This is a genomic window from Sphingomonas abaci (assembly GCF_014199625.1).
In the GTDB taxonomy this organism is placed as follows: Bacteria; Pseudomonadota; Alphaproteobacteria; order Sphingomonadales; family Sphingomonadaceae; genus Sphingomonas; species Sphingomonas abaci.
The window spans coordinates 235,984-256,200 of the sequence record NZ_JACHNY010000002.1; the positions used below are offsets into that span (position 1 = coordinate 235,984).

At 68.4% G+C, this 20,217-nt stretch carries 18 protein-coding genes; 8 read left to right on the top strand and 10 right to left on the bottom strand.

The window, feature by feature from the left end; genetic code table 11:
- Positions 1-40 precede the first annotated feature (40 nt).
- Positions 41-502 (bottom strand): PilZ domain-containing protein, encoded by a 462-nt coding sequence (locus tag GGQ96_RS21345; RefSeq protein ID WP_246360203.1) that lies wholly within the window; start codon positions 500-502, stop codon positions 41-43.
- Between the two features lie 9 nt (positions 503-511).
- Complete coding sequence (locus GGQ96_RS06240) at positions 512-2,659, bottom strand: putative bifunctional diguanylate cyclase/phosphodiesterase (protein WP_246360205.1); 2,148 nt, start codon at positions 2,657-2,659, stop codon at positions 512-514.
- 140 nt (positions 2,660-2,799) lie between these two features.
- Here GGQ96_RS06240 and GGQ96_RS06245 point away from each other — a divergent pair, with 140 nt between their 5' ends.
- Positions 2,800-4,320, top strand: coding sequence for a fumarate hydratase (locus tag GGQ96_RS06245; protein ID WP_184112693.1), 1,521 nt, complete (start codon positions 2,800-2,802; stop codon positions 4,318-4,320).
- A gap of 130 nt (positions 4,321-4,450) precedes the next feature.
- Complete coding sequence (locus tag GGQ96_RS06250) at positions 4,451-5,473, top strand: sensor histidine kinase (protein WP_343058943.1); 1,023 nt, start codon at positions 4,451-4,453, stop codon at positions 5,471-5,473.
- 442 nt (positions 5,474-5,915) lie between these two features.
- Here the strand turns inward: GGQ96_RS06250 and GGQ96_RS06255 are convergent, their stop codons facing one another.
- Positions 5,916-6,506: a hypothetical protein gene (locus tag GGQ96_RS06255; protein WP_246360207.1), complete on the bottom strand. Its 591-nt coding sequence runs from the start codon at positions 6,504-6,506 to the stop codon at positions 5,916-5,918.
- Between the two features lie 105 nt (positions 6,507-6,611).
- Here GGQ96_RS06255 and GGQ96_RS06260 point away from each other — a divergent pair, with 105 nt between their 5' ends.
- The gene (locus tag GGQ96_RS06260) at positions 6,612-6,986 is read left to right on the top strand and encodes a PRC-barrel domain-containing protein (RefSeq protein ID WP_125995186.1); all 375 of its coding nucleotides are present in this window, start codon (positions 6,612-6,614) and stop codon (positions 6,984-6,986) included.
- A gap of 83 nt (positions 6,987-7,069) precedes the next feature.
- The gene (locus GGQ96_RS06265; protein ID WP_184112695.1) at positions 7,070-7,531 is read left to right on the top strand and encodes a DUF3597 domain-containing protein; all 462 of its coding nucleotides are present in this window, start codon (positions 7,070-7,072) and stop codon (positions 7,529-7,531) included.
- 45 nt (positions 7,532-7,576) lie between these two features.
- On the opposite strand, the gene uvrB is transcribed toward GGQ96_RS06265, so the two are convergent.
- Both uvrB and GGQ96_RS06275 read right to left on the bottom strand, forming a co-directional pair.
- Complete coding sequence (gene uvrB, locus GGQ96_RS06270; protein WP_184112697.1) at positions 7,577-9,772, bottom strand: excinuclease ABC subunit UvrB; 2,196 nt, start codon at positions 9,770-9,772, stop codon at positions 7,577-7,579.
- Positions 9,773-9,828: 56 nt separating this feature from the next.
- Positions 9,829-10,650, bottom strand: coding sequence for an arylamine N-acetyltransferase family protein (locus tag GGQ96_RS06275; protein ID WP_184112699.1), 822 nt, complete (start codon positions 10,648-10,650; stop codon positions 9,829-9,831).
- Positions 10,651-10,761: 111 nt separating this feature from the next.
- Here GGQ96_RS06275 and GGQ96_RS06280 point away from each other — a divergent pair, with 111 nt between their 5' ends.
- Positions 10,762-12,102 carry an amidohydrolase gene (locus GGQ96_RS06280; RefSeq protein ID WP_184112701.1) on the top strand — a complete coding sequence of 447 codons (1,341 nt, stop codon included), beginning with the start codon at positions 10,762-10,764 and terminating at the stop codon, positions 12,100-12,102.
- A gap of 122 nt (positions 12,103-12,224) precedes the next feature.
- Entirely contained in the window at positions 12,225-13,043 is an 819-nt protein-coding gene (locus GGQ96_RS06285; protein ID WP_184112703.1) for a ferredoxin--NADP reductase, read from the top strand.
- A 4-nt stretch (positions 13,044-13,047) separates the two neighbouring features.
- Here the strand turns inward: GGQ96_RS06285 and GGQ96_RS06290 are convergent, their stop codons facing one another.
- The 5 genes from GGQ96_RS06290 to GGQ96_RS06310 all read right to left on the bottom strand — a co-directional run bounded on the left by GGQ96_RS06290 (position 13,048) and on the right by GGQ96_RS06310 (position 16,807).
- On the bottom strand, positions 13,048-13,779 hold the full coding sequence (locus GGQ96_RS06290) for an AcvB/VirJ family lysyl-phosphatidylglycerol hydrolase (RefSeq protein WP_184112705.1): 732 nt from the start codon (positions 13,777-13,779) through the stop codon (positions 13,048-13,050).
- Between the two features lie 98 nt (positions 13,780-13,877).
- Positions 13,878-15,080, bottom strand: coding sequence for an ATP-binding protein (locus GGQ96_RS06295; RefSeq protein ID WP_184112707.1), 1,203 nt, complete (start codon positions 15,078-15,080; stop codon positions 13,878-13,880).
- A gap of 146 nt (positions 15,081-15,226) precedes the next feature.
- Positions 15,227-15,913: a winged helix-turn-helix domain-containing protein gene (locus GGQ96_RS06300; protein ID WP_184112709.1), complete on the bottom strand. Its 687-nt coding sequence runs from the start codon at positions 15,911-15,913 to the stop codon at positions 15,227-15,229.
- Entirely contained in the window at positions 15,879-16,280 is a 402-nt protein-coding gene (locus GGQ96_RS21355; RefSeq protein ID WP_184112711.1) for a PDZ domain-containing protein, read from the bottom strand. The genes GGQ96_RS06300 and GGQ96_RS21355 overlap by 35 nt, the downstream gene beginning before the upstream one ends.
- Positions 16,277-16,807, bottom strand: a complete 531-nt coding sequence (locus GGQ96_RS06310) for a DUF1003 domain-containing protein (RefSeq protein WP_184112713.1) — start codon at positions 16,805-16,807, stop codon at positions 16,277-16,279. Before GGQ96_RS06310 ends, GGQ96_RS21355 begins: the two co-directional genes overlap by 4 nt.
- A gap of 205 nt (positions 16,808-17,012) precedes the next feature.
- On the opposite strand from GGQ96_RS06310, the gene GGQ96_RS06315 reads away from it, so the two are divergent.
- Positions 17,013-17,444 carry a DUF2147 domain-containing protein gene (locus GGQ96_RS06315; RefSeq protein ID WP_184112715.1) on the top strand — a complete coding sequence of 144 codons (432 nt, stop codon included), beginning with the start codon at positions 17,013-17,015 and terminating at the stop codon, positions 17,442-17,444.
- A complete protein-coding gene (gene mprF, locus GGQ96_RS06320; protein WP_184112717.1) occupies positions 17,437-20,046 on the top strand; it encodes a bifunctional lysylphosphatidylglycerol flippase/synthetase MprF in 2,610 nt (869 codons plus the stop codon). The genes GGQ96_RS06315 and mprF overlap by 8 nt, the downstream gene beginning before the upstream one ends.
- The last annotated feature ends 171 nt before the right edge of the window (positions 20,047-20,217 follow it).

Consider the following 20,217-nt stretch of genomic DNA (forward strand, 5'->3'; position numbering starts at 1 on the left):
GCGCGTTCCAATGGAACATCGGTGCCTTATCGTGGCTCAGTTACATCGCGCGACGCAGCGGGCGGGCGGGCGTGGAGAGCAGGCGCTGTAGGTCGAGGGGCTGCGCGAACTGGAGCCCGGCGCGGCCGTCCGCCGCCCAGCAGATCCGCGCGGCGAACATCTGGTTCTCGACCAGCTCGATCAGCAGCTCGACTCCGATCGGCGCCTGGTCGACTGTCAGCCCGTCGATCATCGCCCCGCCAGGCGAGATGTCGCGGATGCGCACGTCGCGCTCGACCCCGTCCAGTGAAACGCGCGAGGGACGGAACACCTTGGTCCGTTCCGCGCGGGTGACGCGGACGCCGGTCGCCACCGCCTGGCCCGCGCGGGCGGTGAGCATCGCCACCGCCTCGGTGCAGCGCATTGGCCGGCCATAGACATAGCCCTGGATATGGCTGCATCCTAGGTCGCGGATCATCAGCACCTCGTCCTGTGCCTCGACCCCTTCCGCGGTGGTCTCCATGCCCAGCGTTTACGCCAGGGTGACGATGGCGCGGATGATCGCGATGTTGCGGCTGCCGGGCTGGGCCGCGCCGCGCACGAAGCTTTGATCGATCTTGATCTTGTCGAACGGAGCCGAGCGCAGATAGCCCAGCGACGAATAGCCGGTGCCGAAATCGTCGAGCGACAGCCGCACGCCCAGCGCCTTTAGCGAGCGGAACATCGCGTCCGACGAGCGCGTGTCGTCGAGGAACACGCCCTCGGTGATCTCCAGCTCCAGCCGGCCGGGGACGAGGCCGGAGCGGGCCAGCGCGCTCGTGACGATGGTCGGCAGCTGCGGGTTGGCGAACTGCACCGGCGAGACGTTGACCGCGACGCAGACATCCTCCGGCCAGGTCGCCGCTTCCAGGCAGGCGGTGCGCAGCACCCATTCGCCCAGCGCTTCGATCAGCCCGCATTCCTCGGCCACTGGGATGAAGTCGGCGGGTGACACGGGCCCGCGCGTGGGATGGTCCCAGCGGACCAGCGCCTCATAGCCGACGATCCGTTCGTCCAGCGCCGAGACCACCGGCTGGTAGCAGAGGTGGAACGCGCCGTTGGCCAGCGCCTGGCGCAGATCCTCCTCCAACGCCTGGCGGTTGCGCGCGCCCTCCAGCATCTGCTCGGCATAGAAGCGGTGGACGCCGCGGCCATCGGCCTTGGCAGCATAGAGGGCAAGATCGGCGTTGCGGATCAGCGTCTCCGAATCGCTGCCGTCATAGGGGGCGATGGCGACGCCGATCGAACAGCCGATGGTGACCGAGGTGCCGCCCAACCGATAGGGCATGGACAGGGCCCCGATCAGCTCGGTCGCCAGCGTCGCCAGCGTGTCGCGGCACTGGGTGCCGGGCAGCAGCACCTGGAACTCGTCGCCGCCCAGCCGCCCGACCAGCCCGGCATCGCCAACCCCGCGCGACAGACGCTGCGCCACCTGCTTCAGCAGATCGTCGCCGGCCTGGTGGCCGAGCGTGTCGTTGACCGCCTTGAACCGGTCGAGATCCATCAGGAACAGTGCGTTGGGGCGACCGCCGCCCTGTGCCTGGGCCAGGGTCTTGTCGATTGACAGCCGCATCCGCTGGCGGTTCGCCAGGCCGGTCAACCCGTCAAACAGGGCCAGCCGGGTGATCTCGGCTTCCGAGCGACGGCGCTCGGTCAGGTCGGTGCCCGAGCCGATGAACCCCTGAAAGCGGCCCAGTTCGTCGATCACCGGTCGGCCCGACATCGACCACCAGCGTTCGCCAGCGTCATCCTGCGCCGCGCGCACCGAATAGTCGGAAAAGGAGGTGCGCGACGACAAGTGGAAGGCGAGGGTGCGCTCGGTCGCCGGGGTCGCGCTGTCCATGTGGAAGACCTCGGTCAGCGCTCGGCCGAGCGGCGCGGGGCCGAAACCGGCGATCGCATCCGCCACCCGCGCCGAAATGTAGACGATCCGCCCGTCGCGATCGACTTCCCAGAACCAGCCGGTGCCCTGATCCTCGAACTCGGCGATCATCTTGGCGGCGAACGCTCCCTCCATCGCGCGCACCGTGTCGGCGCGGGTGGTCGCCCGGTCCAGCCGCACGAGGCGCAGCGTGCCGGTGAACAGGATCAGCAGCACGGTCGCGATGCCGGCCACGGTGCTGACCAGCCCCATATGCGGGGCCATCGCCAGCACCATGCCGGCGGCATAGCCGATCATCGCCGGCCGGATCGGATAGAGCGCCAGTGCCGACAGCGCGAGCGCGCCGGTGGCCAAGACGATCGCGGTCTGCGAGATCATGCCGTCGCTGTCATGCACCACCATCCATTGCAGCGTGACCAGCGCTCCGCCGATCACCGACGCCAACAGCGTCGCGCCTCGCGCGCGCAGATGCGATCGCCAGGCGGACGCCGGCATCTGGACGATGGCGAAGGCATAGAGCGAGGTGACGACCAGCAGCGCCGACAGGCCGAGCACGGCGAGCGATCCCATCAGCGCGACGCTGGCGGTGACGGCGGACAGCCCCTGGAACGCCATGGCGAGCGGCCACAGCGCCGCGACCTGCGCCAGCCGGCGGACCTGACGGCCGCCATGTTCCATCTCATCCTCGGCCAGCCCGAGCAGAACGGCCAATGACGGACGATCGTCATCGGGGACGAGGGCATTGGCGCGGTTCCGCATGGGACACGCCTAGAAGGCCGCTGGTTATCGCCCGCGCAACGGGGATGGTTGACGGCGCATTAGGATGGAGCCGGTTCGGATCGATCGGATCGGGGCGCCCCGCGTTGCGTTATGGCGCGCCTTGTCGCACAAGCGCGACCATGACGACCATCATCCGCGACACCGACCTGATCGAGAGCGTGGCCGACGCGCTTCAGTTCATCAGCTACTACCATCCGATGGATTATATCCGCGCGCTGGGCGAGGCCTATCAGGCCGAGCAGTCGCCCGCCGCCAAGGACGCCATCGCGCAGATCCTGACCAACAGCCGCATGTGCGCGGAGGGGCATCGCCCGATCTGCCAGGACACGGGCATCGTCACCGTCTTCGTCAAATGGGGCCAGGATTGCCGCCTGTCCGGCGACCGCAGCCTGCAGGAGGTCGTCGACGAGGGGGTCCGCCGCGCCTATCTCCACCCGGAGAACAAGCTGCGCGCCTCGATCCTGGCGGACCCGGCCTTCACCCGCCGCAACACCCGCGACAACACGCCCAGCGTCCTGCATGTCGAGATGGTGCCCGGCGGCACGGTGTCGATCGATGTCGCGGCCAAGGGCGGCGGATCGGAGAACAAGTCCAAGTTCAAGATGATGAACCCCAGCGACTCGATCGTCGACTGGGTGCTGGAGATGATCCCGCAAATGGGCGCCGGCTGGTGCCCGCCGGGGATGCTGGGCATCGGCATCGGCGGCACCGCCGAGAAGGCGATGCTGCTCGCCAAGGAATCGCTGATGGGCGCGATCGACATGGGCCAGTTGCGCGCGCGCGGTCCCCGCAACGACATCGAGGCGCTGCGCATCGAGATCATGGACAAGGTCAATGCGCTTGGCATCGGCGCGCAGGGGCTGGGCGGCCTGTCGACCATCCTCGACGTGAAGATCCTGGACTGGCCGACCCATGCCGCGTCCAAGCCGGTGGCGATGATCCCCAATTGCGCCGCCACCCGCCACGCGCACTTCACGCTCGACGGCAGCGGTCCGGCCTATCTGGAGACGCCGAACCTGGCCGACTGGCCGCAGGTCGACTGGAAGCCGGATGCCGCCGCCAAGCGGGTCGATCTCGACACGCTGACGCCCGAGGTGGTGCAAAGCTGGAAGCATGGCGACCGACTGCTCCTGAACGGCAAGATGCTGACCGGGCGCGACGCTGCGCACAAGCGGATCGCCGACATGCTGGCGCGCGGCGAGACGCTGCCGGTCGAGTTCCGGGGCCGGGTGATCTATTATGTCGGCCCGGTCGATCCGGTGGGCGAGGAAGTGGTCGGGCCCGCCGGTCCGACCACCGCGACGCGCATGGACAAGTTCACGCGCATGATGCTGGAGCAGGGCCTGCTGGCGATGGTCGGCAAGGCGGAACGCGGACCTGCGGCGGTCGAGGCGATCCGCGATCACCAAAGCGCCTATCTGATGGCGGTCGGCGGTGCCGCCTATCTGGTCGCGCGCGCGATCAAGGGCAGCAAGGTCGTCGGCTTCGAGGATTTGGGGATGGAGGCGATCTACGAATTCGAAGTCAGCGACTTCCCGGTCACCGTGGCGGTCGATGCCGAGGGGCAGAATGTCCACCACCTCGCCCCGCTGGTATGGCGCGAGAAGATCGCGCGCGAGGGGCTGCTCACCCCGGGATGACCGGACGACGCCGGGGGCGACGGCGTCGTCCCCGGTCCGCCGCGCAGATCGAGCGGCTCCGCTAGCCTTGCTGCGCCTGATCGGTAATCTGCTATAGTTTTATCGTGGCATTTGCGCCATCACGCCCGCCGTGACGCTTCCGAACGCCATCGAATCATCCCCCCAGGGCGGGCGCGACGCCCTGAAATACTCGGGCGCAGTGGCGCTGTCGCTGGCCGCCGCCTGGATTCGCTTCAGCATCGATTGGGCATTGCCGCCGGGTTATCCGTTCCTCACCTTCTTCCCCGCGATCATCATCAGCACCTTTCTGTTCGGGCGTGGTCCCGGCATCGTCGCGGCGATGCTGTGCGGGCTGATCGCCTGGTATGCTTTTGTACCACCGGTCAACAGCTTCGTGATTGACGGGCGTTCGGCGCTGGCCATCAGCTTCTATGCGGTGGTGGTCGCGGTGGACGTGGTCCTGATCGACCGGATGAAGCGCGCCAATGTCCGGCTCGCCGAAGAACGCGAGCGATCGGCGCGGATCGCACGCGAACGGGGCGAGCTCGCCGAACGCACCGAGATGCTGTTCCACGAGCTCCAGCATCGCGTGTCGAACAATCTGCAGATGGTCGGCGCCATGCTGTCGCTTCAGCAATCCAAGGTCAGCGACGCGGCTGCGCAACATGCCCTGGCCGAGGCGGGATCCCGCGTGCAGATGATCGGCCGCATCCAGCGCCGGCTCTACGCGACCAGCGGCGAACAGGTCCCGCTTGATTCGTTCCTGACGGAGCTGACCAGCGACCTGCTCGCCGCCAGCGGCAAGCCCGAGCTCCGCCATGCCATGGCGATCGAACCCGGCCTGTTCCTGGAACCGCAGGACGCCATCCCGGTGGCGCTGATCCTGGCGGAGGCGGTGGCGAACGCGATCGAACATGGCTTCGCCGACCGGCCGGGCGGGCTGATCACCATCACCTTGCAGCAGGCGGACGGACGTCTGTCGCTGACCGTCGGCGACGACGGCGTTGGTCTGCCGCCCGACTTCGACCTGCAACAGGTGACCAGTCTCGGCCTGGAAGTGTCGCGGAACCTAGCCCGGCAAATGGGCGGACAGATGCAGCTGACCCGTGCGGATCCGGGAACGGTGATGCGGTTGGACCTGCCGCTCGGCTGATCGACGGCACGCTGGTCAGGGCGTCTCGCCGGCCGGCCTGGCGTGACGCGAACGGCCCGGAGACCGAGAGCCCGGAAATGAGAAGAGGTTGCCGAGGAGTCTCCCGACGACCCGACAACCCCCAAACATGGTCAGCGGCCGGAGAGCTCCAGCCCGGGAAACCATGTGACCTCCGAACCTTTGGGCGATGCCGTTGCTTGGGGGAGAATACCCCCCGGCGTCACCCGGCGGTGCTTAGAGGCCAGTCCCCCGAACGAACTGAACCGACCCCACTGCTGAACCATGAGACATCGGATCACCTCCTTTCGCTTGTTGAGAGCCAATGCGACCGTTGCCGATCGCGAGAGCAATGTGTGCCGGGCGGCGTCCCGATACAAGCCTTGTTCTCGTTTCTATTTTAGACGATCCTCCCGCGCCCGGTCGCGAATCCCGTACGGAAATGTCAGCTCCGGCAATCCTCGATGACGCGGCCGATCTCGGCATAGGCGGGCACCACCAGCGGCGGCCGTCCCGCCTGGGCGATGGTGAACCGGCCCCGGCTGAACGCCATCGCATCCAGCAACGGGTCGGTCGAGGCCAACCGGGCCTCCAGCGACACGGGCGGCCACTCGTCGGCCCTGCTCAGCGCCGTCGCGGCGATCGCGCGGCTGGTGCTCGTGGTGCGGACCTCCAGGCTGGCGACGCCGGTCGCGCCGGGCAGGGTGATCGCGACCTGGCGGGCGCTGCGGTCGCAGGACAGGCGCAGGCGCGGCAATCCCTGCGCATCGCCGAACGTGGCGACGGTGAGGCCGGGACTGGCCGGCGCGTAGCGCCAGGTGCCCGGCGTCAGCGGCCAGTCGCGCCAGTCGGCGCCCAGCGCCGGTTGCACGGGCGGCGGCGGCGCGGCCGTCTCCGGGCGCGACGTGGTGGTGGGCGGGGCCTGAACGGCAGGCGCGACGCAGCCGGCGACCGTCAGCGCCAACAGCACGGGCAGCGCCATCGCGGGGGAGCGGTTGGCGCACGCGCGGGCGCCGGATCGGTGGGAAACAGGCATCGCATCGGCGCTTAGGCGGCGGGGCGCGGCGGCTCAACCCGCTGGCGTCAGGGAACCGCCAAGCCGCGCCGCCGGTTCGACCGACGGTTTAACAGGAGTTGTATAATGTCGACCACCGAACAGGCGCCCACCCAGCTGCTGCTGCAATCCAATGTCGCCCACAGCGTCAAGGTCGAGAGCCGCGACGGCGACGTGGTCGGCTCGGTCTATTCGTTCATGGTGCACAAGGGGTCGGGCCGGGTCACCCATGCGGTGCTGTCGCTCGGCGGCTTCCTGGGCATGGGCAAGAGCTTCTATCCGGTGCCGTTCGCGCTGCTCCAGTTCGATCCGGTGCGCGACCTCTATGTCATCACCGTCGACCGGCGGCTGCTGGAGGGTGGACCGAGCTGGTCCAACAACGCGCCGGTCTTTGACCAGGCCTATGCCGATCGCGTCGCCAGCTATTACGGCACCGCCGCGGACAATCTCAACGCTGGTTGAAGGGCTTAGGCCAATCGCATCGGCGAACAGGGAGCCGGAGCGCCCGCCCGGACGTTGGGCGGGCTTTCACGGAGAAGAATAGCATGAGCATCTTCGGCAAGATCAAGACCGCCATCTTCGGCGACCATGGCCCGCTCGGCGGCCAGTTCGGCGGCGGCAAGAAAGAGGCCAGCCCGGTCGCGCCCGCACCCGCGCCGCAGCATCAGCCGGCCCCGCAGGCGGGGGTTCCGCCGCAGACCCCCTCGCAGCAGCCCGCGCCCAACCAGGCACCGGCCGCCCAAGCTCCGGTCGATGTCGAGGCGGTGCTGACCGGCATCGCCCAGCGCAAGGGCAATCCGAACCTCAACTGGCGCACCTCGATCGTCGATCTGATGAAGCTGCTCGATCTCGACTCGTCGCTCGACAATCGCAAGGAGCTGGCGACCGAACTCGGCTATAGCGGCGCCAAGGACGGTTCGGCGGAGATGAACATCTGGCTGCACAAGGCGGTGATGCGCGAGCTGGAGAAGAATGGCGGCACCGTGCCCGCCGGGTTAAAGGACTGATCGTCCGGGCGGCGTGCCTAGCCGGGGCGCGCCGCCACCTCTGCCTCAACCGCGCGCCTTGCGGCCGGAGGCGAATTTCTGCGACTTGCCGAACCGGGTCTTGCGCGTGCCTGGCTTGCCTTCGTTGCTGCGGCCCATGATCGGGGCCTTCTGCTCGTGGACGGGCAGCCCGAGTTCCTCGCCTTCCAGCTGCCGGATCTCGTCACGCAGCCGGCCGGCCTCCTCGAACTCCAGATCGGCCGCCGCCTTGCGCATCTTCTTCTCGAGTTCCTCGATATAGGCGCGCAGGTTATGGCCGACCATGTGCGGCCGTTCCTCGTCGATCGGCACCGTCACCTGATCGCCCTGCGAGACATGCGCAATGATGTCGCCGATGTTGCGGCGGATCGTCGTCGGCGTGATGCCGTGTTCCTCGTTATACGCCTTCTGCTTCTCGCGCCGCCGCTCGGTCTCGTTCATCGCCCGTTCCATCGAGCCGGTGATGCGATCGGCATAGAGGATCACCCGCCCGTCGACGTTGCGCGCGGCGCGGCCGATCGTCTGGATCAGCGAGGTCTCCGAACGCAGGAACCCTTCCTTGTCGGCGTCGAGGATCGCGACCAGCCCGCATTCGGGGATATCCAGCCCCTCGCGCAGCAGGTTGATGCCGATCAGCACGTCGTACACCCCCAGCCGCAGGTCGCGAATCAATTCGATCCGCTCCAGCGTCTCGACGTCGGAGTGCATGTAGCGGACCTTGATCCCCGCCTCATGCATATACTCGGTCAGGTCTTCCGCCATCCGCTTGGTCAGCGTGGTGACCAGCGTGCGATAGCCAAGTTCGGTGGTCTTCTTGCACTCCTGGATCAGGTCCTGGACCTGTTCCTCAACTGGCTTGATCTCAATCGGCGGGTCGATCAGCCCGGTCGGGCGGATGACCTGTTCGGCAAAGACGCCGCCGGCCTGTTCCATCTCCCAGCTGCCCGGCGTCGCCGACACGCAGACGGTCTGCGGGCGCATCGCATCCCATTCATTGAAGCGCAGCGGCCGGTTGTCGATCGCCGAGGGCAGGCGAAAGCCATATTCGGCCAGCGTGATCTTGCGGCGATGATCACCGCGCGACATGCCATTGATCTGCCCGATCGTCTGGTGACTCTCGTCGACGAAGAGCAGCGCGTTCTCCGGCAGATATTCGAACAGGGTCGGCGGCGGCTCGCCCGGCAAACGTCCGGTCAGGAAGCGGCTGTAATTCTCGATGCCGTTGCAGCTTCCCGTCGCCGCGATCATCTCCAAGTCGAAATTGGTCCGCTGCTCCAGCCGCTGATGCTCGATCAGCTTGCCTTCCGCCTCGAGCTCCTTGAGGCGCTCGGTCAGCTCGTGGCGGATCGCTTGGGTCGCCTGCTTCATCGTCGGCCCGGGGGTGACATAGTGCGAATTGGCGTAGATGCGCACGGAGTTGAGGCTGGCGACCTTCTGTCCGGTCAGCGGATCGAACTCGACGATCTCCTCGATATCGTCGCCAAAGAACGAAATGCGCCAGGCGCTGTCCTCATAGTGGGACGGGAAGATCTCCAGATTGTCGCCGCGCACGCGGAAATTGCCGCGCTGGAACGCGGCGTCGTTTCGCTTGTACTGGAGCGCGACGAGCTTGCGCACCACCTCGCGCTGGTCGGCGCTCTGCCCCTTCTTCAGATCGAAGATCATCGCCGAATAGGTCTCGACCGAGCCGATGCCGTACAGGCAAGACACCGAGGCGACGATGATCACGTCGTCGCGCTCCAGCAGCGACCGGGTCGCCGAGTGGCGCATCCGGTCAATCGACTCGTTGATCGACGATTCCTTCTCGATATAGGTATCCGAACGCGGCACATACGCTTCGGGCTGGTAATAGTCGTAATAGCTGACGAAATATTCGACCGCATTGTTCGGGAAGAACGACTTGAACTCGCCATAAAGCTGCGCGGCGAGGATCTTGTTGGGGGCGAGGATCAGCGCGGGCCGCTGCATCTCCTCGATGACCTTGGCCATGGTGAAGGTCTTGCCCGAACCGGTGACGCCGAGCAGCACCTGGTCCTTCTCGCCCGCACGTGCGGTCTGCACCAGCTCGGCGATCGCGGTCGGCTGGTCGCCCGACGGCGTATATTCGCTGATCAACTCGAAGCGCTTCCCGCCCTCCACCTTCTCGGGCCGCTGGGGCCGGTGGGGGACGAACTCTTCGCCGGTTTCGGGTTCGGCGAGGCTGGTGCGGATCTGAATGGCCATCGCCCGTGAATATGGGGGCGATGGCCGCTGGGGGGAAGGGACTGATCCCGCTTTGTTCAGGCGATGGCGAACAGGGTCTCGATGTCCTCAAGGGCCAAGTCGATGCCGAACATCAGGCTGAGGCGCATCCGATAGACGCGCATGTCGGTGATCGTCGCTTCCGTCTCCTTGTCGGCGGCGCGACGGCGATAGTGATGATCGGTCAACGCCGCGAAGCCGTGCGGCAGGACGAGGCTGACGATCCGGTGCGTGGTGAAGCGGGTGTTCGGCGCGGTCGAGGTCCAGTGGTTGCTGAGCACTAGGTCGGCCGGGGCGACCTCCGCCAGCGTGAAGCCGTATTGCGGCTGGTAGCCGGAGCCGCCGCCGCGCCCGTCGGTGGTCGCCGTCGGCCCGTCGCGCAGCAGCAGCCAGCCGCCGTCCGGCTCCTGCCGCAGATGGAAGTGGGCGCCGTCGGGCGCCTCGGCGGTCGCGCCATCGCGCAGCGTCATCGGCGGGGCATAGCTGCCGCCGAAGCCGGCATCGGCGATCCAGTGCTCGCCATCGATCGTCACCAGGCTGAGCGTATGGGTGAGGGGCGGCGTCTCGGTCGCGCCCAGCCAGACGCGTGCCAGCAGCGGGCGGTGCGCGAAGCCCAGCGCCTCGAGCGCATCGCCGAACAGCCGGTTCTGCTCGAAGCAATAGCCGCCGCGCCGTGCCGTCACCAGCTTGGCGAAGACCGAGGCGCTGTCGATCGCGATGCCCCGTCCCAGGATCACGTCGAGATTCTCGAACGGGATGGCGAGGCGATGGGCATGCTGCAAGCGGGCGAGGCCGGCGGGGTCGAGCGTCGGGCGGGCCGGCAGGTCGATGCGGGCGAGATAGGCGGTCAGATCGAACATGGTCCGGCTATAGCGAGGCTTGGTCGCGAGCAGAACCGCTTCGTCGATGGCCGGCGGGGACTGGCGCGCGGGAAAAGGTGCGATAGGATGCGGTAAAAAGGGGAAATCGCCATGCGTCTGCTCACGCCGTTCTCGCTCATCGCCCTGGTCGTGCTGCCGACCGCGCCCGCCGCGGCGCAGGCGCCGGACTGGGCCCCGGCGGTGCAAGCGGATTACGACCGCGATTTGGGCCAATTGTGGGACTGGTTCCATCGCAATCCCGAGCTCTCCTTCCGCGAGGAGAAGACGGCGGCACGGATGGCGACCGCCCTGCGCGCGGTGCCCGGCATGGCGGTGACCGAGAAGGTCGGGCGGACCGGCGTGGTCGGCGTGCTGCGCAACGGCGAGGGCCCGGTGGTGCTGGTCCGCGCCGACATGGATGGCCTGCCGGTCGAGGAGAAGTCAGGCTTGGCCAATGCCTCCAAGGCGCGGCAGATCGGGCTGGACGGCGTCGAGTCGCCGGTCATGCACGCCTGTGGCCACGACACGCACATCACCGCGATGGTCGCGACCGCGCGCCGGCTGGCGGCGCTGAAGGACCGATGGAAAGGGACGGTGGTGTTCGTCGTCCAGCCCGCCGAGGAACGTGTCGGCGGCGCGGCGGCCCTGCTGAAGGACGGGCTCTACACCCGCTTCCCCAAGCCGCGATACGCGCTCGCCTTCCATGTCGATGCCGAGCGGGCGGCGGGCACCGTCTCCGCCTCCGAGGGCATCCAATATTCCTCCTCCGACTCGGTCGACATCATCGTGCCCGGCATCGGCGCGCATGGGGCCAGCCCGCATATGGGCAAGGATCCGGTCTATATGGCGTCGCAGATCGTCATCGGCCTCCAGGGCATCATCAGCCGCGACCGCCAGCCGCTCGATCCCGGCGTCATCACCGTCGGCTCCTTCCATGCCGGGGCCAAGCACAACATCATCTCCGATCAGGCGGTGCTGCAGGTCACGGTGCGCGCCAATAACGAAGGCGAGCGCAAGGCGCTGCTCGACGGCATCCGCCGCGTCGCGCGCGGCGTCGGCGTGATGAACGGCATGGCCGAGGACAAGATGCCCGTCGTCACGGTCACTGAGGGCACGCCGACCACGATCAACGATGCCGCGTTGGCGCGTCGTCTGAACGCGGTGATGGCGCGGACGCTAGGCCCGGACCATGTCGCGCCCTTCGCGCAGAAGGGGATGGGGGCGGAGGATTTTGCCTACTATGTTCAGCCCGAGACGGGCGTGAAAGGCTATTATTTCTCGGTCGGCGGCACGCCCCCGGCGGCGATCGACGCGGCGCGCGCGGGCGGCGCGCCGATCGCCTCGCACCATTCGCCCCAGTTCAAGATCGCGCCCGAACCGGCGATCGTCACCGGCGCCGTGGCGATGACGGCGGCGGTGCTCGACCTGCTCGGGCCGACAAGCGCGGGTTGAGGCGGGGCAACAAGCGGTTCGGTTGAGCCGGGCGGCGGCATGGGGTAACGGGGCGCGACGCGGTTGACGTGCCCCGTGCATGGGAATAGCCGCGAACCGTTCGCAATTACTAAGGTCCCGCCATGGAAACCGCCGTTCGCGCGCCCGCGACGATTCCCGATCATGCCGCTTTTCAGACCGTCGCCGTCCGCTGGGTGAAGCATTGGAACGAGCATCTCTTTTCGTTCGCAGTCGAACGGCCGGAGTCGTTCCGCTTCCGCTCGGGCGAGTTCGTGATGATCGGCCTGCCGGGCGATGGCGGCAAGCCGCTGATGCGCGCCTATTCGGTCGCTAGCCCGGCCTGGGCGGAGGAGCTGGAGTTCCTGTCGATCAAGGTCGAGGACGGCCCGCTGACCTCGCGCCTCCAGCTGATCGAGGTGGGCGACCAGCTCTATCTCGGCAAGAAGCCGACCGGCACCCTGGTCTGCGATGCCCTGCTCGGCGGCAAGCGGCTGTTCATGCTGTCGACCGGCACCGGCCTGGCGCCCTTTCTCAGCTTGGCGCGCGATCCGGAGGTCTATCAGCGCTTTGAGCAGGTGGTGGCGGTGCATAGCGTCCGTCGGGTCAGCGACCTTGCCTATCATGACGAACTGACCGCGCAGCTCGCCGACGATCCGCTGGTCGCCGACGAGGCCAAGGCACAGTTCCACTACATCCCGACGGTGACGCGCGAACCGTTCCGCAATCAGGGCCGGATCGACGCGCTGATCGCCGACGGCCGCCTGTTCCACCCGCCGCTGGAAGGTCCGGCGCATCTCGATCCGGAGAATGACCGGGTGATGCTGTGCGGCTCGACCGACATGATCCGTCAGACGGCGGCGATGCTGGAGGGGCTGGGCTTCGTCGAAGGATCGAACGCCAATCCCGGCAGTTTCGTGATCGAGCGCGCCTTCGTCGGCTGACGGCTTAGCGGGCGGCCTCGACGGCGCGGCGCACCGCGTCGTCGAGCGCGGCCTGGTGATGATCGACATAATGGCCGCCGGGTAGCGCGACGATCCGCGCATTGGCCCGGCGCAGGTCGCGGCAGGCGCTGTCGTCTTCCTCGCGGCCATAGATGCAGGTGAGCGGCGTCCAGTCGAGCCTGGGCAGCGTGTCCGCAGCCAGACTGTCCGGCCTCGTCTGGTAGAGCAGGCCTGTCGGGTCGGCGCGGAAATAGACGGTCGCGCCCGGCACGATCAGCACCACCCCGGCGACATGGGCGCGCAGGTCGGCGGGCAGGGCGACCAGCCCGGTCTGGAGCATGTCCGCGCCATAGCTTTGCCCGATGAGGACGATGCGGTCGGTGCCGGCCAGCGCCAGCGCCCGCCGCACCAGTCGCGTGACGATCGCTTCCACCTCCGACCGGCTGCGACGGAAGCGGAACAGCACGGGCGAACGCACCGCCACCACCTCGATCCCCTGCGCAGCCAGACTCTCCGCGACCGCGGGCCCTGCGCCGAAATGCAGACCCATGTCGCCGGACATGAGCAGGGCCGCGACCGGCCGCTTCGTCCCCTCCGCCGGATAAATGCGGATCGGATCGCGGAGCGCGTAGCCACCGGCGGCGAACCAACCCCCGAGACCGATCAGAACCGCCAGCACCACGACAAGGACGGCAAGCCAGCGCCGGCGCGTGCGGGAGGGACGGGGTGGTGGCATGATGAGCGACTTTCCGATCGGTGGACGGCCGGTTCTGGCGGGGCGAAGCCGTCCGGGGGCCATCCGCCAGATGACGCTTTGGTCAGGAATGGCCGATATCAAGCCCCTAGCGTCAGCCTGGCCGCCAGCCCGGGATGATTGTCCGCGAGTTCCAGGCGGCCGTCATGGAGGTGCGCCACCGCCGCCGCGAGCGTCAGGCCCAATCCGGCGCCGCTCTCGCTGCGCGCGGCGTCCAGGCGGCCGAACCGCTTCATCGCCTCCGGCCGACGGTCGGCGGGGATGCCGGGGCCGTCATCGGCGACGCTGACCTCGACGCCGCCGGCGACGCGAGCCGCCGTCACCTCGACCTGTCCGTCGCCATATTTCAGCGCGTTGTCGACCAGATTGGCCAGCGCCTGACCCAATATCTCGCGATGCGCGACGATCGGCAGGGTCGGCGGCACCGACGCCACAATGGTCATACCGCGATCCTCGGCCAGCGGCTCGAACATTTCGACCAGCTCGCGGACCATCGCCGCCAGGTCGATCGCGACGAACGCCTCGCGACCCAGGCCCGCCTCTGCGCGGGTGATGCGCAAGGCGGTGTCGAGCATCGCCAGCAACCGGTCGCCCTCGTCCAGCGCGCGCAGCACCGCAGAGCGCGCGGCCTCGTCGTGACTCGCGGCGAGCGCCCGCTCCAGCGTCGCGCGCAAACGGGTGAGGGGGGAGCGCAGGTCGTGCGCCAGCCCGTCGGTCGCGACCTTCAGCTCGGTCATGAGCGCCGCGATTCGGTCGAGCATCGCGTTGACCGAGACGGCGAGCGCTTCGAACGCGTCCTGGCTGCCGTCGAGCGCGACGCGGCGGCCCAGGTCGCCGGCCGCCACCGCTTCAGCGGTCGCGACGGTGCGGCCCAGCCGCGCCTCGACCATCCGCGCCGCCAGTGCGGCCCCAAGTCCCGCCAGCGCGACGGCCATGGCCATCGCCACCGCCATCGCATCCTCCATCACCCGCGCGAAGCGCAGCTCTCGCTCGATGACATGGCCGGTCAGCAGCCGCTCGCCGCCCGACAGCCGGGTGGCGACGACACGCATCCGCTCCGGCGTGTCATGGCCGATGCGGAAGATCTCGATGGTCTCGTGATCCTGCGCCGGCGAGACGGTGGGCGGCCAGTCGGCGACGTTGCCGGCGATGCGGCGGCCCGCCGCATCGGTCAGCAGCACGACGCCCTGCGGCACGCCGACCGTCGCCATCCGCACCTCGATCGCCCGCCGTAACGCGTCGCGGCCGCCACGCGCATAATGGGCACCCAGCTGCCGCTCCATTTTTTCGGCGATGGCCTGCGCATCGTCGGCGATCTGCGCCTGGGTGAGGAAGCGGATGGTCGCGATCGTCGTCGCCGCGCCGATCAGCTGGCAGGCGAAGACCAGCGCGGCGAAGCGGAGCGTCGTCGACCGGGCCAGCCGTCGTCTTATCGCTCGGTCCCCAGCTTATAGCCCGAACCGCGCACCGTATGGAGCAGCGGCCGCGCGAACCCCTCGTCGATCTTCTTGCGCAACCGGCTGACATGCACGTCGGTGACGTTGGTGCCGGGATCGAAATGGTAATCCCACACCCCCTCCAGCAACATGGTGCGGGTGACGACCTGGTCGACATGCTGGAGCATGAATTCGAGCAGCCGATATTCGCGTGGCTGCAGGTCGATCGGCTTGCCCGCGCGCTTCACCCGATGGGCGAGGAGGTCCATCTCCAGATCGTCGCAGACCAGCCGGGTCTCGACCGCCGGGCCGGCCACGCCGCGTCGGATCAGCAGCCGCACGCGCGCGAGGAGTTCGGCGAAGACGAAGGGTTTGGTGAGGTAGTCGTCGGAGCCGGAGGTAAGGCCGGACACGCGATCCTCGGGCGAGCTCATCGCCGACAGGATCAGCACCGGCGTCGCGATGCTGGCGGCGCGGATCGCGGCGAGCACGGCCATGCCGTCCATCCCAGGCAGCATCCGGTCGAGGATGATGCAGTCATAGCTGCCGTCGGTGGCATGGAACAGCCCATCGCGGCCATTGGCGGCGCGATCGACCAGGAACCCCTTCTCGCGAAGGCCATTGGCGATGTAGTCGGCGGTGGAGCTATCGTCCTCCACCAGCAGGATTCGATGTGCCACGCTGTTCTCCCGCCAGCGGCGATAGCAGGTGGATCGGCAGTTCGTCACCCCCGCGTCGTATACGCAGGTCGATCGGGCCCGGATCGGCCAGATGGTGGCGCAGGGTGCGCAGCGACGGATGGTCGAGCCCGTCGACCGCCACCACGGCATCGCCGACCCGCATCCCCGCACGCTGCTCGACGCCGCCGGTGCGCAGGCTGGTCACGACCGGTTCGGGGCCGTCGGGTTCGTCGAGCATGGCGAAGGTCGCATCCTGCTGGTTGGTCCGCATCGGCAGGTCGAGCGGCCCGGACAGGACGAGCGCGGCGGTGATCGTGGCGCCCGCCAGGCCGGTGAGCGAGGCCAGCGCCCAGGGCGGCCGGATCACGATCGTTGCTCCACCGCCGCGATCAGCCGGTCGAGCCGCTCGGCGATCGCCACGTCCAGCTTTTCGTGCAGGCGCAGGATCTCCAGTTCGGTGCGCAGATTGACCTCGTAATCCAGGCTGGCGGCCAGTCGGTCCTTGGCCGCCTGGCGGTTCTGGCTCATCATGATGACGGGCGCCTGGATCGCCGCCAGCGTCGAGAGCATCAAGTTGAGGAAGATATAGGGATAGGGGTCGAAGCTGAGCCCCCAATGCGACAGCACGTCGCTGTTCAGCAGCATCCAGCCGAGCAGCACCACCGTGAAGCCGATGATGAACGCCCAGCTGCCGCCGATCGCCGCCACCCGGTCGGCCAGCCGATCGCCGAAGGTCGCGCGCTCGTCCGCGACGTCGGCCGCATCGCGCGAGATCGGCAGGCGCTCCTGCATCCGGTCGAGCACATGCTCTTCCTCCGGGTCCAGCGGGCGGCTGTTCCGGCTGAGCAGGTGCAGAAAGCCCGAGGGGCGGGCGGCGGGCGGATGAGCGGGCATTCGGCGGTCCTCATGGTCCTTTCGTGTCGCGCTTGTGCCGCATTCCGGCTGGTAGGCGGGTGGAAGCGGAATGACCGATCGGTCATATTGCGCAAGCGCGCACGCCGCCGCCTTGCGCCAGATTACGTAAAATTCAGTTTCCCCCCAGCCGGCCGCCACTGGCCCGCGCCTAGTCCAGCCGGATGACGAGGGCGGGGCGACCGAGATGATCAGGCGAATGGCGGGGATGGCGGCGATGATGGCGATGTCCGCCGCGCCGGTGGCGGCGCAATCCCGGACGGCGAGCGGCGTGGTCGAGGGGCTGTGGATCAACCCCGCCAGCAGCGTCGCGGTCCGCACCGGCGCCTGCAACGACCATCTGTGCGGCTGGATCGTCTGGGCCGATCGGGCGGCGGCGGCGGATGCCCGGAGCGGCGGCGTCGCCGCGCTGGTCGGCACCGAGCTGCTGGTCGACTATGCCGCGCGCGGTGATGGCAGCTGGACCGGCATGGTCTTCGTGCCCGACATGGGCCGCCGCTTCGCCTCGACGCTGGTTCCGCTGGGCCGGAACGCGATACGGGTGAAGGGCTGCCTCGTCGGCGGCCTGCTCTGCAAGGCGCAGGTGTGGCAGCGGATCGAGCATCTGCCCCATGAGTGACGCGACCCGCGCTCGCCTGGTCGAATGGATCAGCCGGCACCGCCGCTACGGATCGGTGCTGGTCGTCATGCTGCTGGTCGGACTGGGGCTGGCGGCGCTGCATCACTTGACCCGCTCGATCCGGCTGGCGGACGTGACCGCCGCCTTCCACGCGATCGATCGCGGGCAGGTGGCGATCGCGCTGGCGCTGACCATCGCCAGCTATCTGGCGCTGACCGTCTATGACGTGCTGGCGCTCCGCATCGTCGGCCGGCCGCTGCCCTGGCGGACGGCGGCGATGGCCTCGTTCACCAGCTATACGCTCAGCCATAATCTGGGACTGGCGCTGCTGACCGGCGGGTCGGCGCGGTATCGCATCTATACACGGGCCGGGCTGGACGGCCCGGACGTGGCGCGCATCGTCGCGATCGCCGGCGCGACCTTCTGGATGGGGGTGATGGCGGTCACCGGGGCGGCCCTGGTCCTGCATCGCGGCGCCCTGGTGCTGGGCGACGTGACGCTCGGCGCGACGATGGCGCAACTGGCCGGCCTCGCCATCCTGATCGGCATCGTCCTGCTCATCCTTCTGTGTTCGTTCGGGCCGCGCCGCATCGGCTGGCGCGGGTGGAGCGTGCCGCTGCCCAGTGGCGGGCAGGCGCTGGCGCAAATCGGAGTCGCCACGATCGACCTGGCCGCCGCCAGCGCCGCCTTGTTCGTGCTGATCCCCGGCGCCGATCGGGCGCTGCTGCCGCTGTTCATCCTGGCCTATGCGCTGGCGATCGTCGCGGCGCTGATCAGCCATGTGCCCGGCGGCATCGGCGTGTTCGAGGCGGTGGTGCTGGCGGCGGTGCCGGTCGACCGCACCGCGCTCTTCGCGGCACTGATCGCGTACCGCGTCCTCTATTACCTGGTGCCGCTCGCCCTGGGCATCGTCCTGCTGGTGTTGCACGAGGGCCAGCGCCGCCATCCCAATACCTTCCGCGGCGCACAGCAGGTCGCGACCGGGATCGCGCCGCTGCTGATGAGCGCGGCGACCTTCGGGGGCGGCGCGGTGCTCCTGCTGTCGAGCGCCTTGCCTGCCATTCCGGCGCGATTGCACGACCTGTCGCGGGTCGTGCCGCTGCCCTTCATCGAGGCGTCGCACTTCGCCTCCAGCCTGGTCGGCACCGGGCTGCTGCTGCTGGCGCCCGGCCTCTATCGCCGGCTCGACGGCGCGTTGGTCGCGACGCGTGCGCTGCTGGTGGCGGGCGCGGCGTTCAGCCTGTTCAAGGGCATCGACTATGAGGAGGCGATCGTCTGCCTGACCATCGCCGGACTGCTCCACTACACCCGCGACGCCTTCTACCGCCGCACCGCCCTGGTCGCGCGGCCGCTGTCGCCGGCGTGGCTCGCCAGCATCGCAGTGGTGGTCGCGGTTTCGATCTGGGTCGGCTTCTTCTCCTACAAGCGGGTGGGCTATAGCGACCAGCTCTGGTGGGAGTTCGGCACGCGCGACGATCCGTCGCGCTTTCTGCGCGCCAGCCTGGGCGCAGGGGTGGTGCTGGCGGCGGCGGCGTGCTGGCGGCTGTTCCTGCCCGCGCCCGCCCGGCCCGGCGACCGGGCGCGCGAGGAGGAGGTGCTCGCCGTCCTGACCCAGGCGGAGCGGACCGACGCGATGCTGGCGCTGACCGGCGACAAGCGTTTCCTCTTCTCGCCCGACGGCAGTGCCTTCGTCATGTACCAGGTGCGTGGGTCGAGCTGGATCGTGATGGCGGATCCGGTCGGCGCGCGCGAGGCCTGGGCCGACCTGCTCTGGCAGTTGCGCGCCCTGGCCGACGCGGCGCAGGGGCGGCTGCTCCTCTACCAGATCAGCGCCGAGGTGCTGGAGATCGCGATCGAGATGGGCCTCCAGATCATCAAATATGGCGAGGAGGCGATCGTCGACCTGCACCGCTTCACGATCGAAACCGGGGTGAAGCGCTCGCTACGCCACGCAGTGCGCAAGCTGGGGCGCGAAGGCGCGGTGTTCGCGCTGGTGCCCGCTGCCGAGGTTTCCGCGCTGATGCCGGAACTCGCCCACGTCTCCGACCAATGGGTGACGGCGAAGCGGCATCGCGAGAAGGGGTTCAGCCTCGGCCGGTTCGACGCGCATTATCTGTCGCACTTCGATTGCGCGGTGGTGCGGGTCGAGGGTCACATCGTCGCTTTCGCCAACGTCTGGCGCACCGCCGATCGGGGGGAGTTATCGGTCGACCTGATGCGCCACGCCAATGACGCGCCGTCGGGAGTGATGGACTTCCTGTTCGTCGAACTGATGCAATGGGGCAAGGCGCAGGGCTATGCCCGGTTCAACCTGGGGCTGGCACCCCTGTCGGGCATCGAGGGGCGGCGGCTGGCCCCCGCCTGGGCCAAGGCGGCGGCGCTGCTGTTCCGGCACGGCGAGCGTTTCTATGGTTTCCGGGGCCTGCGAGCGTACAAGGAGAAATATGCGCCGGACTGGGCCCCGCGCTACATCGCCGGACCCGGCGGTCTGTCGCTGCTGCGGGCGCTGCGCGACCTCAACCTGCTGATCGGCCGGCCCCGGTTGATGCCGGGTTGGGGCGGGGAGACCCAGCGGAGGGCCGACGGGGTGGCCGCCGAGTGAGCGCGGTGGCCGATCTAGTGGATTTCTGCTGGCCACCATTGGCGTTGCGAGTTTCCGCTGATTGCGGGTTAAGCGGCTATCCCGTCGGTGCCGGTTCCTGCTTCGACTGTTTGCCAGACCATTCGGCTACTCTCCCGGCGAATGCCGGGATCTAGTTGGGGGCATTCGAAA